Annotated in this window: 16 protein-coding genes; 9 read left to right on the plus strand and 7 right to left on the minus strand. The window is 54.2% G+C overall.

The window, feature by feature from the left end; all coding sequences use genetic code 11:
• The first annotated feature begins 6 nt into the window (after positions 1–6).
• The 6 genes from AC4EYZ_RS25265 (at position 7) to AC4EYZ_RS25290 (ending at position 5,042) form a co-directional block, all read left to right on the plus strand.
• Positions 7–954, plus strand: a complete 948-nt coding sequence (locus AC4EYZ_RS25265) for a U32 family peptidase (protein ID WP_474193200.1) — start codon at positions 7–9, stop codon at positions 952–954.
• A 137-nt stretch (positions 955–1,091) separates the two neighbouring features.
• Positions 1,092–2,843, plus strand: a complete 1,752-nt coding sequence (locus AC4EYZ_RS25270; RefSeq protein ID WP_474192654.1) for a ribonucleoside triphosphate reductase — start codon at positions 1,092–1,094, stop codon at positions 2,841–2,843.
• 44 nt (positions 2,844–2,887) lie between these two features.
• Positions 2,888–3,052 (plus strand): anaerobic ribonucleoside-triphosphate reductase, encoded by a 165-nt coding sequence (nrdD, locus tag AC4EYZ_RS25275; protein ID WP_273190359.1) that lies wholly within the window; start codon positions 2,888–2,890, stop codon positions 3,050–3,052.
• A gap of 70 nt (positions 3,053–3,122) precedes the next feature.
• Positions 3,123–3,872, plus strand: coding sequence for an anaerobic ribonucleoside-triphosphate reductase activating protein (locus AC4EYZ_RS25280; RefSeq protein ID WP_474192653.1), 750 nt, complete (start codon positions 3,123–3,125; stop codon positions 3,870–3,872).
• A 119-nt stretch (positions 3,873–3,991) separates the two neighbouring features.
• Positions 3,992–4,438, plus strand: coding sequence for an Rrf2 family transcriptional regulator (locus AC4EYZ_RS25285; protein ID WP_022523538.1), 447 nt, complete (start codon positions 3,992–3,994; stop codon positions 4,436–4,438).
• Positions 4,439–4,565: 127 nt separating this feature from the next.
• Positions 4,566–5,042, plus strand: coding sequence for a DUF4870 family protein (locus tag AC4EYZ_RS25290; protein WP_342583993.1), 477 nt, complete (start codon positions 4,566–4,568; stop codon positions 5,040–5,042).
• A 72-nt stretch (positions 5,043–5,114) separates the two neighbouring features.
• On the opposite strand, the gene AC4EYZ_RS25295 is transcribed toward AC4EYZ_RS25290, so the two are convergent.
• The gene (locus tag AC4EYZ_RS25295) at positions 5,115–6,326 is read right to left on the minus strand and encodes an NnrS family protein (RefSeq protein WP_490204068.1); all 1,212 of its coding nucleotides are present in this window, start codon (positions 6,324–6,326) and stop codon (positions 5,115–5,117) included.
• A 264-nt stretch (positions 6,327–6,590) separates the two neighbouring features.
• Here AC4EYZ_RS25295 and hmpA point away from each other — a divergent pair, with 264 nt between their 5' ends.
• On the plus strand, positions 6,591–7,763 hold the full coding sequence (gene hmpA / locus AC4EYZ_RS25300) for an NO-inducible flavohemoprotein (RefSeq protein WP_009286645.1): 1,173 nt from the start codon (positions 6,591–6,593) through the stop codon (positions 7,761–7,763).
• A 56-nt stretch (positions 7,764–7,819) separates the two neighbouring features.
• Here hmpA and ubiT read toward each other — a convergent pair whose 3' ends face one another.
• Positions 7,820–8,317 carry a ubiquinone anaerobic biosynthesis accessory factor UbiT gene (ubiT, locus tag AC4EYZ_RS25305; protein WP_022523541.1) on the minus strand — a complete coding sequence of 166 codons (498 nt, stop codon included), beginning with the start codon at positions 8,315–8,317 and terminating at the stop codon, positions 7,820–7,822.
• Between the two features lie 156 nt (positions 8,318–8,473).
• On the opposite strand from ubiT, the gene AC4EYZ_RS25310 reads away from it, so the two are divergent.
• Together AC4EYZ_RS25310 and AC4EYZ_RS25315 are read left to right on the plus strand one after the other, a co-directional pair.
• On the plus strand, positions 8,474–9,085 hold the full coding sequence (locus AC4EYZ_RS25310; protein ID WP_238326099.1) for a cytochrome c oxidase subunit 3 family protein: 612 nt from the start codon (positions 8,474–8,476) through the stop codon (positions 9,083–9,085).
• 15 nt (positions 9,086–9,100) lie between these two features.
• Complete coding sequence (locus tag AC4EYZ_RS25315) at positions 9,101–9,403, plus strand: cytochrome C oxidase subunit IV family protein (RefSeq protein ID WP_022523543.1); 303 nt, start codon at positions 9,101–9,103, stop codon at positions 9,401–9,403.
• Between the two features lie 40 nt (positions 9,404–9,443).
• Here the strand turns inward: AC4EYZ_RS25315 and AC4EYZ_RS25320 are convergent, their stop codons facing one another.
• The 5 genes from AC4EYZ_RS25320 to AC4EYZ_RS25340 form a co-directional block, all read right to left on the minus strand.
• A complete protein-coding gene (locus tag AC4EYZ_RS25320; RefSeq protein WP_022523544.1) occupies positions 9,444–9,641 on the minus strand; it encodes a hypothetical protein in 198 nt (65 codons plus the stop codon).
• An 11-nt stretch (positions 9,642–9,652) separates the two neighbouring features.
• Positions 9,653–11,596, minus strand: coding sequence for a nitric oxide reductase activation protein NorD (locus tag AC4EYZ_RS25325; protein ID WP_053857058.1), 1,944 nt, complete (start codon positions 11,594–11,596; stop codon positions 9,653–9,655).
• A gap of 8 nt (positions 11,597–11,604) precedes the next feature.
• Positions 11,605–12,417, minus strand: a complete 813-nt coding sequence (locus AC4EYZ_RS25330) for a CbbQ/NirQ/NorQ/GpvN family protein (RefSeq protein WP_022523546.1) — start codon at positions 12,415–12,417, stop codon at positions 11,605–11,607.
• A 64-nt stretch (positions 12,418–12,481) separates the two neighbouring features.
• The gene (locus AC4EYZ_RS25335) at positions 12,482–13,837 is read right to left on the minus strand and encodes a cbb3-type cytochrome c oxidase subunit I (protein ID WP_022523547.1); all 1,356 of its coding nucleotides are present in this window, start codon (positions 13,835–13,837) and stop codon (positions 12,482–12,484) included.
• A gap of 38 nt (positions 13,838–13,875) precedes the next feature.
• A complete protein-coding gene (locus AC4EYZ_RS25340; RefSeq protein WP_022523548.1) occupies positions 13,876–14,328 on the minus strand; it encodes a c-type cytochrome in 453 nt (150 codons plus the stop codon).
• Positions 14,329–14,710: the final 382 nt, after the last annotated feature.

Below are 14,710 nucleotides of genomic sequence, written 5' to 3' on the forward strand. Positions count from 1 at the left end.
CCTACTATGCCGAACACTACACCTCCCCCATCACCAACCTTATCAACCGGCCCTCTTCAACTCTCCCTCGGGCCGGTGCTTTTTTACTGGACTCGGCAACGCTACGCCGACTTCTACCGCGAGTCGGCCGACTGGCCGGTAGAGATTATTACCCTGGGCGAAACCGTCTGCTCGCGGCGCCGCGATATGAAACTGGACGACTGGCTAGGCATTGGGCGCGAGCTCACCCAGGCGGGCAAGCAGGTGGTACTCGCCAGCCAGACCTTGATCGAGTCCGAAGCCGACTTGCGTGACTTGCGCAAGCTGTGTGACAACGGTGATTTTATCGTCGAGGCCAATGACCAAAGCGCCCTGCAACGCCTCTCCACTGCCGGACTGCCGTTCATCGCCGGTGCTGCGCTCAACCTCTACAACCCGGCGACACTGGGCGTTATGGCCCGTGCTGGCATGCGGCGTTGGCAAGCGCCGGTGGAAATGTCACAGCAAGACTTAGCCAAGCTTATTAACGATTGCCGCCAGGCAGGCGTTCCCCACCCATGCGAAGTCTTCGCCTACGGGCATCTCCCCTTGGCCTGGTCGTCACGCTGTTTTACCGCCCGGCGTCACCAAACACCCAAAGACCGCTGCAAGTTCGTCTGCCAAAAATACCCCGAAGGCTTGGTGCTACGTTCACAAGAGTCCCGGGATGTTTTTACCCTGAACGGTATTCAAACCCTTTCCAGCGCCTGCCAGGATCTGCGCCATGAACTGACGTGCATGGCGGATATGGGGGTATCAGTGGCACGTCTCAGCCCACGGGCGGAAGGCATGGCCGAGGTGGTCACGGCTTTCGACCAGGCCCGCCACGGCAGGTTAGCTACGCCCGATCCTTTGGCGCTGGTGGATGCTGAAATCTGCGACGGTTACTGGTATGGCCGACCGGGTATGGATAACACCCGCACGATGATTGGCTAAAGCCATAGCCTAGGCGCCACCACGCCTTACTATTTTTCCCCACCATTTTTGACCTGGATCATTTATTGCAAAATCCTGAACGCTTACCCTTCAACACCACATATAGTATTTATTTTTATTAAATCTAGCATATATAGGTGAATTGGGTGAAAAGCTCCACAAGCGTTCAGGTAGCAAAGCATCATATTGACGTCGCCTCGACGGTCAATGAGTACCTCCAACGCGCCGACTGGCGTGTTCACGCCAATGCCAACCAGGGGTATTCATTGGGCGGTTTAATCCTCAACGTCTCGGGCAAGTTGATAGCCAACTACTGGCTCGATGAGATTTACCCCCACGCCGTGGGGGAAGCTCATAGGGAAGGTGATTTGCATATTCACGATCTGGATATGCTGTGCGGCTATTGCGCCGGCTGGTCGCTGCGTACTTTGCTGCTAGAGGGATTCAATGGGGTGCCGGGACGGGCGGAAAGCAACCCGCCCCGCCACCTTTCAAGTGCCCTTGGGCAAATGGTTAATTTTCTTGGCACCTTGCAGAACGAGTGGGCCGGGGCACAAGCCTTCAGCTCTTTCGATACCTATCTGGCCCCCTACGTGCGCAAGGACGGCCTCACCTATGCACAGGTCAAGCAGGCGCTTCAGGAATTCATCTACAACCTCAATGTGCCTTCGCGCTGGGGTAGCCAGACGCCCTTCACCAACCTAACCTTCGACTGGGTCTGCCCCGACGACTTGCGCCAACAGGTACCGGTTATCGGTGGAGAGGAGCAGCCGTTCAGTTACGGCGAACTGCAGGTTGAAATGGACTTGATCAACCGGGCCTATTTGGAAGTGATGGAGGCCGGGGACCGCCACGGGCGTGTGTTCACCTTCCCGATACCCACTTATAACATCACCCATGATTTCGACTGGGAAAGCGACAACGCCGAGCGGCTCTTCGCACTGACTGCCAAGTACGGCCTGCCCTACTTTCAAAACTTTCTCAATTCGGATCTGGAACCTCACATGGTGCGTTCCATGTGCTGCCGCCTGCAGCTTGATTTGAGTGAGCTGCTCAAACGCGGCAACGGTCTGTTCGGCAGCGCGGAGCAAACCGGATCGTTGGGAGTAGTGACGATCAACTGTGCCCGGTTGGGTTACCGCTTTGCCGGCGACCGGGCCGGGCTGTTCAGCGAGCTGGATCGCCTACTGTCGCTCGGGCGCGATAGCCTCGAACTCAAGCGCGAGCGCATTCAGCAACTAATGGATCAAGGGCTCTACCCCTTTACCCAGCGCTACCTGGGCACGTTACGCAATCATTTCTCTACTCTGGGTGTGAATGGGCTCAACGAAATGGTGCGCAACTTTACTGGGGATCGCTGCGATATCGCCGACGCCCAAGGGCTGCAGCTGGCGCTGGATCTTCTTGACTACGTTCGGGAGCGGATGCGCGAATTTCAAGAACAGACCGGCCATATGTATAACCTTGAAGCTACTCCTGCAGAGGGCACCACTCACCGCTTTGCCCGGGAGGATCTGACTCGCTTTCCTGACATTCTTCAGGCCGGTACACCCGAGGCGCCCTACTACACCAATTCCAGCCAATTGCCGGTGGGCCATACCGATGATCCCTTTGAGGCACTGAGCCATCAAGACCCCTTACAGACTCGCTACACCGGTGGCACGGTATTGCATCTCTATATGCGCGAACGGATTACCTCGGCCTCCGCCTGTCGCAAGCTGGTTAAAACGGCGCTCTCTCACTTTCGCTTACCCTACCTCACAGTCACACCCACCTTTTCGATCTGCCCGGTGCATGGCTACCTGGCGGGTGAACATGAGTTCTGCCCCAAGTGCGACGAAGCACTGTGGGCAAAAAAGGCGAGCGCAATCGACGCCGCCACGGCTTGAGGCATTTGCCTCACTTTTTATCAACTCGTTTAAGGAACACACTAATGCAAACCTCTCAATATGCTAGCTTGCCCACTGAGCAGCGCCAGCGCTGCGAAGTCTGGACCCGTGTCATGGGTTACCACCGCCCGGTAAGTCAGTTCAATGTCGGCAAACGTGCCGAACACCAGGAGCGCCGCCATTTTACTGAAGCCGCCGCCTCTCGGTAGCTAGCCTTCACTTTTCTCTAACAACGGCTGGGGGGTCTGGCGACAGGCGCCCCAGCAGTGGGGTATCACTATGGCTATGCAGACGACACTTGACGACATCACAACTAAATTATCTTCGGTTCGGCTGCCGATTGCCGGCCTTGTGCCCATGACCACCCTGGATTATCCCGATCATCTGGCGTGCGTTGTCTTTCTCCAAGGCTGCCCGCTACGCTGCGGCTACTGCCACAATCCCAACATGATCTCGCCACGCCGAGGTGAACCCCAGGAGTGGCAAGCGATACTGGAATTCCTGAGCACCCGGCAAGGCCTGCTGGAAGCGGTAGTTTTCAGCGGTGGTGAGCCCACCCTGAATGCCGATTTGTCCGATGCAGTAAAGGAAGTGAAAGCATTGGGCTTTAAGGTGGGACTACATACCGCCGGCCCTTATCCTGACCGCCTCACCCAGCTATTACCGCACCTTGACTGGGTGGGGCTGGATGTAAAAGGACGCGGAAAAGCGTTTGACCGCATCTGCGGCCGTCCCGGCATCTGGCAGTTGCATGCCCGCAGCTTGGAAGCTTTGCTCGACAGCGGACTCAATTTCGAGTGCCGTACCACCATTCACTGGAAAGATTTTCAGCTTGCCGATGTGGAACGCCTGGCACTGAGTCTTGCCGACTGTGGGGTACGCCACTATGCGCTGCAGGTGGCCCGCAGCGAGCAATGCTTCGATCCCACCTATTCTCAGCCAGTTGCCAATACTCCATCTACAGCTCAGATGAATGCGCTGGTAAGCCGTTTGAAACCGTACTTTGACCAGCTTGAGCTAAGGCAATAACGCTTTCCTTCTTGACTCAGGTCAGCATTAGTACCCCCATGTTCTGATTGCAACTTACTGAACGTTCATACAACATGTTTCTTTTACAGTTGGATTACTCTCGGAGCAAAGCACACTCCATGCATCTCACTCGATTCACCGATTATTCAATACGCGTGTTGATCTTCCTCGCCGTGAAAGGCGAAGAGCGTTCTACTATCAATGAGATCGCAGAGACCTTTGATATTTCTCGCAATCACCTGATGAAAGTCGTTCAGGAGCTTAGCCAGAAGAACTACGTTACCGCTATTCGGGGCAAGAACGGTGGCCTATTGCTCACGCGAGACCCCGCTACTATCGTGCTGGGTAAACTCGTGCGCGAAATGGAACATGGCATGGAGCTAGTCGAGTGCTTTCATAGCGATAACAACTGCATCATCACCCCTTCTTGTCGGCTCCAGCCCATTCTAAACGAAGCATTGTCAGCGTTTCTGGAGGTGCTTGACCGCTATACCTTGGCAGATGTGTTGTCCAATCGTTACCCGCAGTTGGCAGGACTAATGCGTATCCCCACCGTCAATGTCTGACAATCACTAGAAACAACCCTATTAATTTCAGCTAAGGAAATTCTGCATAGTTGCTCTACAATAAATGCATTAAAAATGCATTTTAACGCGCTATTAATGGTTCCCACTTTGCGGAATGAGGTTCTCTATGGCTATTTCCCCATCCTCCATGCCCTCCGCATCTCACTCCGCGGCCACTTCAACGTCGACTTCCTCTAATACGTTTAAGAAAAGCCGCGGACGTGGCACGGCTATCGTTGTCTATATGCTCTTTCTGGGTAGCGTATTAGCGGTGGTCACCGCCCCCATAGGGGTACTCATTGCCCACATGAAAAGAAACGATGCCGAGGAGTGGGTCGCTTCCCATTTGCAGTTTCAGATTAGAACGTTTTGGTTAGGGCTATTAGGCGGGGTGTTGTTCACTGCCATTTGGCATCTACTGGGCTGGATCGGGCTACCGGCAGTAGCCCCCTGGGCTCTGGGCTACCTCTATTTTACAGCCTGCCTGATCTGGATGGTGGGCCGTTGCGGGGTAGGCATTACCCGCCTCACCAACAACCGTCCAGTGGCTAACCCACGCAGTCTTGCCTTTGGCGGTGCCCGGGTCACCCTGGCTGATCGCTAATGAGCGTTTGAATACCTCAATGGTTTTAATACGCCTGCATCCGGACGGATGCAGGCGCCATCTATTATTCGTTCAACCATCCTGACCATCGACTCGCGCCTGCATCAACGGCCAAGTGTAGTGCACGACGAATATTGCGTAGGCAACGCACCAGAAGATGATGCTCAGCGTATAGGTCCAGTGGGTGATCTGGGGAAATAACGCCAAGACGGGTGAGCGCACCAAGGCGGCTATTAGCATTAAGCCCAGCGCCACACCAATACCGGGCAAAGTGCGTATGGGGCGGCCCGTATGACCTAGCGAAACCCTGGCCATCATGGCCAGCATCATGGTGCCCATGCCACCAATGGTCAGGGCGTGCACGGCAAGTTCAACGCGCATCAGCCCCATGAGTGCCAAGACCCACATGATAAGCCCTAGCGGAATGCAGGCGTAGCTACCGTGCAGCCCCCAAAGTAAAGGTTCACGCCAGCTATGCAGCCCACCCCAGCGCGCCATGCGAACAGTGTTGGCCAACGCCGCTAAGAGCATCACTCCCCCCATTAATAAAGCAGGAATGGCAACCCCCAACATGATGACCAGTTGCAGCACGACTACGCCAGCCGTACTCAACAGCGTCACTCCTTCGAGCAAAGCAATAGGTTCAGGTTTGGTGCGGCCCAAACGATTGGCAGTGAACATGGCAATCACACGTCCGCCCACTACGGTCATCATCAGTGTGATTAACAGTACGGCCAAGTAGGCGGCTTGGCGGATCAGCTCGGCGTCACCCTGCATCACCCCTAAGTGCATCGCCAGGTTAGCCGTGGCAAACAGCAACAGCACAGGTATAAAGATCAAGTTGCGCCAACGCTTTGCGGTAATAACCAGACGCGCCATAGTAATGGCGACCACTGGAAGAAATGCAAGGTCAACCGCCAGCAGCAGCCATCCTGGCAAATCCATGGGAAAAGCCATCAGCACCCTACCTAATAGCCATAACGCCACCAGACCCAGTAGCGGCCCGCCGTTTAAACTTGGCAATCCGGTCCAGTTTTGTACAGCGGTAAGCAAAAACCCCCCAACCACCGCCGCTGCAAAGCCAAACAGCATTTCATGCTGATGCCAGAACACCAGGCCGCCATAAGGGCGCAGCAAAATATTGCCATGCCAAAAGCCAAGCCATACCAGTAGAGATAAAATACTGAACAGCGCGGCCAACAGGAAAAAGGGCCGAAAAGCCAGCCGTAACAACGGCAGTTGCTTGAGTTTGGAGGCAGGTTGGGAGGAGGTGATAGTCGACATAGCATAATACCCCACTGAATTACTTGGATTTGCATTGTGCGCCAGGCCAATAGCAAAAACCATGACAAGTATCAAAAATGCATCTTATAGACACAGATAAGCTTCATCGTCACTCCATACCAAGCGCTTTTGCATTGTGTTCAGGCCTTGTTGTTCAAATGGCTGGCAGCCCCTCTCCTCAACAGAGCCCCTGCATGGTTGGTATTTATCGCTTTTGGCGTTAAGATGCATTTGTAATGAATCTTAACGCTTGAGGTATTATCCGTGCTAACACATGAGCAAGAAAAGCTGATCAACGCGACCGCTCCCGTCGTGGCCGAACACCTGAATGCGATTACGCAGCGCTTCTATCCGCTGATGTTTACCCGTTACCCAGAGGTTAAGCCGCTCTTTAATGAGGTTCATCAGCAAAGCGGTGGTCAGCCCCGTGCCCTGGCCAACGCCGTGTTGGCCTATGTGCAACTACGCAGTAATCCAGCTCAGGCGCGTGCTACTCTGGATGTTGTGGTCAGTAAACACGTCTCGCTAGGCATTCTTCCCGAGCAGTACCCTATTGTCGGTGAATGCCTGCTGGCAGCGATTGACGAAGTGCTGGGTGAAGCTGTCACCCCGGAAATCGCCGACGCATGGGGCGCTCTATATAACGAGCTTGCCGCCCTGTTAATTGACCTCGAAGACCAGCGCTATCGTGAGTTTGAGCAACGCCCGGGGGGATGGCGCGGCACACGCCGTTTCAAGATTGCCAGTACCCAGCAGGAAAGTGCTTTAATTCGCTCTTTTATCCTTGAGCCCGAGGATGGAGGTCGTGTGGCTGAGCATGAGCCAGGTCAGTATATCGGTGTACGTCTAACCATTAATGGCGAGCTGGTTTATCGGCATTACAGCCTCTCAGACACGCCAAATGGTCAAAGCTATCGAATCTCGATCAAACGCGAAGAACAGGGCCAAGTCAGCCGCCACTTCCACGATGTCTTACAACCTGGCGACACCTTGGAACTGTTACCGCCAGCAGGTGACCTCACGCTGATTGAAGGTGACGAGCCTCTGCTGCTTGCCAGCGGCGGCGTAGGGCAAACGCCCCTGCTTCCCATGGCAAGACATGCCTTGTCCCTTGGGCGGCAAGTCACCTATCTACACGCTGCCCTGGATGCCGACCACCAGGCTTTTAAAGGCGAATTAGAAGCGCTTAAGAGCGAGTACCCTCAACGTCTTAAGGCTGTCCGTATTCATGAGCGCGGCAACGAAGCCGAACATATTGGTCGTATCGACCACAGCTTATTAGCTCACTACCTGCCTGATCTTAAGGCGCGCTGCTATTTCGTCGGCCCCCAAGGATTCATGACAGCGATTAACAGCGCTTTGTCCGAACTGGGTGTCGACGAGGATCGCCGACACTTTGAGCACTTTGGCCCCTCGCGCCCCCTCGACGCAGCTTAATAATGGGCGGCCTCGGGATATCCCAAGGCCGCTTGTGAACATTTCAGAAGCCTGGGTCACTCTTTACGTACCAAACGCTCCAGCCCCAACAACAGTTCCCCCACACGCCCTTGTGCAAGGCCTTCCTCGCAACCGTCAAGTAGATTCTTGAGCGTCAACCCCAGCTCTGTATCCCCTTCAATGATTAAGCGACGCTGGAAAAACAGGCTGTCGGGATCCTCGCGGCGCGTGGCAAGGCACAAGAATTCCCGCCAACCTCCCCGAATGGTTGCCTCGCCTTTCTCGCGACATAATATCAAGCGCTGGGATTCAAGCGTCAGACTTAGCGTCACACCTAAATCGGCGATGGTGAGACTAATGCGCCGACCTTCCAAAGCATCGAATTCCCCCTCAGCAAGCGGCATAGCAAAAGTACGGTTGAGTAAAGGCTCGACTATACGTTGCTTAATTGTAAACGGTACCCGTGGATCAAGGAGACGTATCAAATGGCTAGGCGTTATAGGAGGGGAAATTGAAAAAGAGGGCATGGAAAAAGGTAAAGACAGCAATGACATAACAGTCACTCCGAAGTAAAGGCATCATCGGCAAACACTAGGCCACTGATGCTAAGCGTTGCCGTGGCGCTGGGTAGTGACGCGTGTCAAATAAAAGAAATATTGCACCAAAATTAACATGTATTTAAAATGCACTTAATATATTGACGAAAACTAATGAGCCCTGATACCTCGGCACAACGCTTACCGAGTGGAGTATTAATGAGGCACGACCTGCCCAATCCCGGCTGGGGGCCGCTTTCAGCGCTACCTGGCAATCCACTGATGTGGGTATTGATACTGAGCGAAATGCTGGTTTTCACCGCCTTCTTTGCGCTCTATGCCGGTCAACGCGCCCTTGACCCTGCACTATTCAATGAATCCCAACATCAGCTTGACCCGGTGCTGGGCGGCCTCAATACCCTGGTGCTCTTGACCAGTGGGCTTTTTGTAGCCTTTGCCGTTGAGGCCATAAGCGCTCAGCGCATACAGCGCAGCCGACAGTGGTTAGGCGCCGCTATACTGTTGGGCCTACTGTTCTGCCTCATTAAGGTTTTTGAGTATACAAGTAAGTTTGCCGCTGGAATAACGCCAGAAACGAACGCTTTTTTTGGTTTTTACTATGGTTTAACCGCCTTCCATTTTGCTCACGTTGTGTTCGGCTTAGCGCTACTAGGCTTAGTGAGCTGGCGCACCTCCACCGAGAACGTAGAAACGGCGGCAGCCTTCTGGCATATGGTGGACTTGATTTGGATCCTGCTTTATCCACTGATTTATCTGCTGAGATAATTTTGTGAGGAAACAATGAGGGCACTGCCCGGTACGCGACGTTTACTGATTACTTGGGGCGTATTAATGGCGCTGACCCTGGTTTCCATGGTTTCCGCTCGGCTAGATCAGACCACCGACTGGCAGGCGCTTCCCCTATGGTCAGCCGCCATGATAATGATGGCGACCGGTTTCAAAGCCCACTGTGTGCTCATGGTCTATTTAAACTTGCGCGCCGCGACCCCAGCCTGGAAGGGAGTTTTCATTGCCCTGACACTATTAACGTTAACGCTGATTGCCGCGGGCTACCTGGCCGGTCGCTTTCATTTAGTGGGGTAGCCTCACAGGATTGGATTTAGCGCAGTGCGGAATCAGTACCTCAAGGCCGCTGCGCGGCGTTTGCCCAGGCTTCCAGCGACCGACCCAACCGCATCAAACCATAAACGATAAAGGGAACCAGCAACATCAGCGCCACGCCCCAATCTCGGTTATTGATAAGCCATACCAGCGGCACGACTATCCCTAAAGCGACCAAAGACCACAGACTAATCGCCGCTACAAAGCGCAAGCGCACCATAGATAACCTCCTTAGGAAGCAACAATCTGGCGGTAGATACTCGGCAGCGCCAAGGCGAGATGCTCCGGACGCTGGACAATGGCATAACCCCCTCGCCCAAACAGATGAGGAATATAGCGCCCCGCCTCCCGGTCAATCGTTACCCCGAACACGCGCACTTCTTCCCGTCGCGCTTCAAGTACCGCTTTGTGCGTATCCTCTATACCATAGCGCCCTTCATAATAGTCGGTATCGTTAGGCTTACCGTCGGTCAGAAGTAGCAGCAACCGGTGCCGATTGGGCCGTTTGGCAAGCGCTTGGGAAAGGTGCCGAATAGCGGGCCCCATACGCGTGTAGTGGCCTGGTTTGAGCGCTGCGATCCGCCGTGACACCCGCTCGCCCATTGGCTCATCGAAACTTTTCAGCGTATTGACCCAAACACGGTGACGACGGTGGGAGGTAAAGCTGTGAATGGCATAGTCATCGCCGCACCCCGCAAGGCCGTGCCCCAATACCAGCAGCGCCTCTTTAGCCACATCCAGCACCCGCCGGTCTTCCAGCCAGGCCTCAGTGGAAAGGGATACATCGACCAGGATCGAAACCGCCAAATCCCTCGCCTGGGTACGGCTAGCTTGATAGAGACGGTCGCTGGCTTCACCGGTCGCCGCCAGATCACAGCGGGAGCGGATGACGGCGTCCATATCCAGCTCGCTGCCATCCAACTGGCCACGTAGCGTCTCACGACGCGGCCTAAGTGCTTCAAACTCGCGTCGGACTCGGCGAATGCGCCGTTTTGTCGTTTCATCCGGCTGCCAGTTCTCCCCCTCCTCGCTCTGCACATCGCTGAGTACCACACAGTGGTCAGGCATATAGATTTGCTTACGATGATTCCATTCCGGATAGGTATGGCGCCCACGCAGACTTCCCCCACTCACCTCACCGGGCGCCAGATCAAGATCAAGCTTTAACTTGGAAGCCGCCTTCTTACGGTTAGCACTGAGCACAATTTCATCAATCTGGTCGGCCGCCTGTTTGGCCTCATCATCGTCTTCATCCTCTACATGACGATTGAGATTGACCATTTCGGCCCAGGAAAGCATCTTTTCGGATGCATTGAGCATTAAAGAGTCATCGCGGTCGGCCTGATCCTGCTCGCGCCGGTCAGCCTTACGTTTACCATGATCATCTTGTGGCGAATTCTTCCCTGCGACCGGAGCCTCATCATCTTCCTGCTCGGTTCGTGCCTGCTTATGGGTACCCAGGGCAACGGCTTGCCCCCATAGCGGCACCGGAAGTGGCGGCCGGTATCCACGCGGCGCATGGAAGTTGTCCAAAGGCAGGGACTCATCGAGGATGGCGATATTCATCACGTCGGCCCAGCCGCCCTCGGGCGGCGTTTCTCCAAGCTGAATGCAGAGAACGGATTCAAGCGCTGCTTCCATCGGCGGCAAGCGCTTGCGCTGGGGGCGAATGGCCAGCAATGCCTGACATAACCTGGCGTGACGCTGAGCGAGCCCAGGGAAGTGGGCCAACACAGCCCGAGTCGCCCGGTTTACTTCACGCAGCTGGAGAAGGTCTTGCTGTAGCGGATCGTCGACGACGTGCACATACCGGGTCTCCGCCAGGTACGCTACCAGCCAAAGGTAGAGATCCCGGTTCAAGGAAGCCTCGGCGAACAAGGCAATGCGTGGCGGTAACAACAGGCTTTCTTCGTCACGGCGTGCTTGATCGAGCACCTCCTCATCAAGCCCAAGCCTTTGACGTAAGGATAAGCGATGCGACGAACTACGCCCCGCAATAGCAGCAACATCAATACCCGCCTCGCCGCCTCCGGCGCGGAAAAAGACGCCAAGCATGGGCCGCAGCGTATCAAGGCGCACTGCGGCTTCGGGATGGTCTGGGTAGCTTGCCGCACTGGAAGCCCAACGGTGCCAATGGCGGCCTACAAACTCTTCGACTTCAAGAAAATCAAGCATCCGTGCCCTCACCCAAAGGTTGCTTGAATGGCTTCCATCAGCCCTTCCTGAACATCTGCGTCATCACTTAGCGGCTCCACTAAGGTAGCCCGGGCAGCTTCCAAAATGGGCACCCCGGCGGCAATCAGGGTAGCGCAGTAAACCAACAGGCGAGTAGAAACACCCTCTTCTAAATCCTGCCCCTTCATGGCCCGCAGGCTGGCGGCAAGATTGACCAGCGCGGCGCACTGCTCACCGGGCAAACCACTCTCCCGCGCGACAATATCGCGCTCGACTTTGGGTGGTGGAAAATCAAATGACATGGCCAGGAAGCGCTGGCGGGTACTCGGTTTAAGCGATTTGAGAATATGCTGATAGCCAGGGTTATAAGACACTACCAGCATGAAGTCATCCGGCGCTTCGAGCAGTTCCCCGGTACGTTCCAACGGCAGTAGTCGGCGGTCATCGGTGAGCGGGTGAAGCACCACGGTGACATCTTTACGCGCCTCCACCACCTCATCGAGATAGCAGATCCCCCCTTCGCGCACTGCTCGAGTAAGCGGGCCATCGACCCAGCGGGTCTCACCGCCCTGCAACAGATAGCGGCCTGTAAGGTCGGCTGAAGTCAGGTCGTCGTGACATGAAACAGTAAACAGCGGACGGCCCAGCTTAGCGGCCATATGGCTAACAAAACGTGTTTTACCACACCCGGTAGGACCTTTAAGTAACAGCGGCAGACGTTGACGAAAGGCGTGCTCAAACATAGCGCATTCGTTGCCGACGTTCTCGTAGAAAGGTATTTCACGCTTATCGATAGGATTAGCGACAGAAGATAGAGGCATGGCAAGACTCCATTGCCGGAAAATAAATAAAAGAAGCAAAAACGGCCCCGCAGGGCCGTTTAGTTCAGACCGAGCCTGCCCCAGCGGTAATTTGTGTGCCACCAGCAGGCACTTGCTCACGCGCGGGCCCGAAGAAGGAGTAGATCAACATGATCGCCCCCACAGCCACGGCCACGCCAGCGCCCAGACGCATGATGTAGAACAGGCCTAATTGATCCTGTACTTCCATGTAATTCATACCCAAGACGCGCTGCAAGTGAGTCTGCACGACCCCGGCGAAGGTCAGGGTAAACGTCATGAAGCACATAGCACTGGTGACGATCCAGAAGCCCCACATGTTCAGCACTTGGTTATAAGGCTGTACACGGCGGATCTGCGGCATGGCGTAGGTAATCACGCCAAGAATCAGCATCACATAGGCACCATAGAAAGCTAGATGGCCATGAGCGGCGGTTACCTGAGTACCATGACTGTAGTAATTCACGAACGAGAGGGTATGCATAAAGCCCCACACACCAGCGCCGAAAAAAGCAATAGTTGGGCAGCCTAAGGCCCATAGCATGGCCGCTTTATTAGGATGGTTACGACTGCCCTTCCAGAACATGGTAAAGGCGAACACCACCATGGCGAAGAAAGGCGCCACTTCAAGCGTCGAGAAGATACTGCCGATGGGCTGCCAGTAGCCAGGTGCGCCAATCCAGTAGTAGTGGTGCCCGGTGCCCAGCAGGCCGGAGAATAGTGCCAACCCAACAATGATATAGAGCCATTTTTCGATCACTTCGCGATCCACACCAGTCATTTTGATCAGCAGGTAACCCAGCAAGGAAGCCATGATCAACTCCCATACGCCTTCCACCCAGAGGTGAACCACCCACCACCAGTAGAGTTTATCTACCGCTAGATTGGTCGGGTTGTAGAAAGCGAATAACCAAAATACTGCCGCTAGCCAAAGCCCCAGCATTAACACCAGATTGATAGCGGTCTTGCGGCCCTTGAGCAGCGTCATGCTGGTATTGAAAAGAAACATTAGAAAAGAAATGGTGATGAGTATTTTCACCCAGAACGGTTGCTCAAGAAACTCGCGCCCTTCATGGATACCGAACTGGTAGCCGACCAGCGCAGCGGCGCCAGCAAAAGCAAAGATCGCCAGCTGGATATACGCCAGATTGGGACTGTGAATTTCCTGTTCGGCTTCCTCTGGCATCAAATAGTAGGTACAGCCCATAAAACCGATCAGTAGCCACACAATCAGCAGATTGGTATGGCTGACACGCATGATGTGAAAGGGCATCACTTCAGCCATGAAGTTGGGCCAAGCATAGACAGTGGCGGCCAGCAGACCGAAGACTATTTGTAGCGTAAATAGCGCCATAGCCACCGCAAAAAAGGGTAAAGCGACCTTTTGGGTTTCATATTTCATTGTACGGTTCTCCTTGATTCATCCTTCGGCTGCTTTTTTCAGCCAGCAGGATGTGGGGGCCAGTCCTGGTCGTTAATGCTATTGGTCCATTCGAGGAAGTCGATTAACGAATTCATATCTTTTTCGCTAAAATCAAACGCGGGCATTTGGCGACGCCCTTCGATCCCCAATGGCTGTGCACGAATCCAGGCATTGATACCAGCTCTCGCAGCCTCTGGATTCTCGAGACCCCCATAGCGCTCCCAGACATTACTTAGCTCAGGCGCAAAATAAGCCCCTTCTCCCATAATGGTATGGCAGTTGATACACATGTTTTTTTCCCACACTTCTTTACCATGTTTCACGGAATCGGTGAGGCCTTCGCTGTCCGTGGAAACGTTGACCATGTACCAGTGGCTATGAGCCGTAAGCGCGGCAAATAGCAGGAAGAAGAACAGCGAGCCGCCATAGAAAATATTGCGGGCCGCTGATTTAGTTAGACCATCAGCCATAAGCCATACTCCCTTGCTAGTCAGATCCGACCTTCGGCTGGGAAGCCAAAAGGCATACGTTTATTAAGATGCATATTATTTACATTTTTAAGATTAGCAGAAGAATCCCTCTAGCAACATTGCCACAGGTCAATTTTTGGCAAGAGCGATACCCTTGGTAAATTTAAGATTACGAATTAATTCGAGCCAGAACGCGGCTGGGTTTCTTAATAGTACCTAACCACTCTGTGCGATTTTCACCAGGACATAGCCGTTCTAGAGGTAGGCTGATGCTATGACTTCTCAGATTTCACACGGGCATGTACCACTGCTGCTGATATGGGTTGCACACTCTTAAAACAGAGGGAATCAAGCTTCATACTTGACAAAATACAAACTAGCC

This window comes from Vreelandella sp. 162(4c) (genome assembly GCF_058152265.1).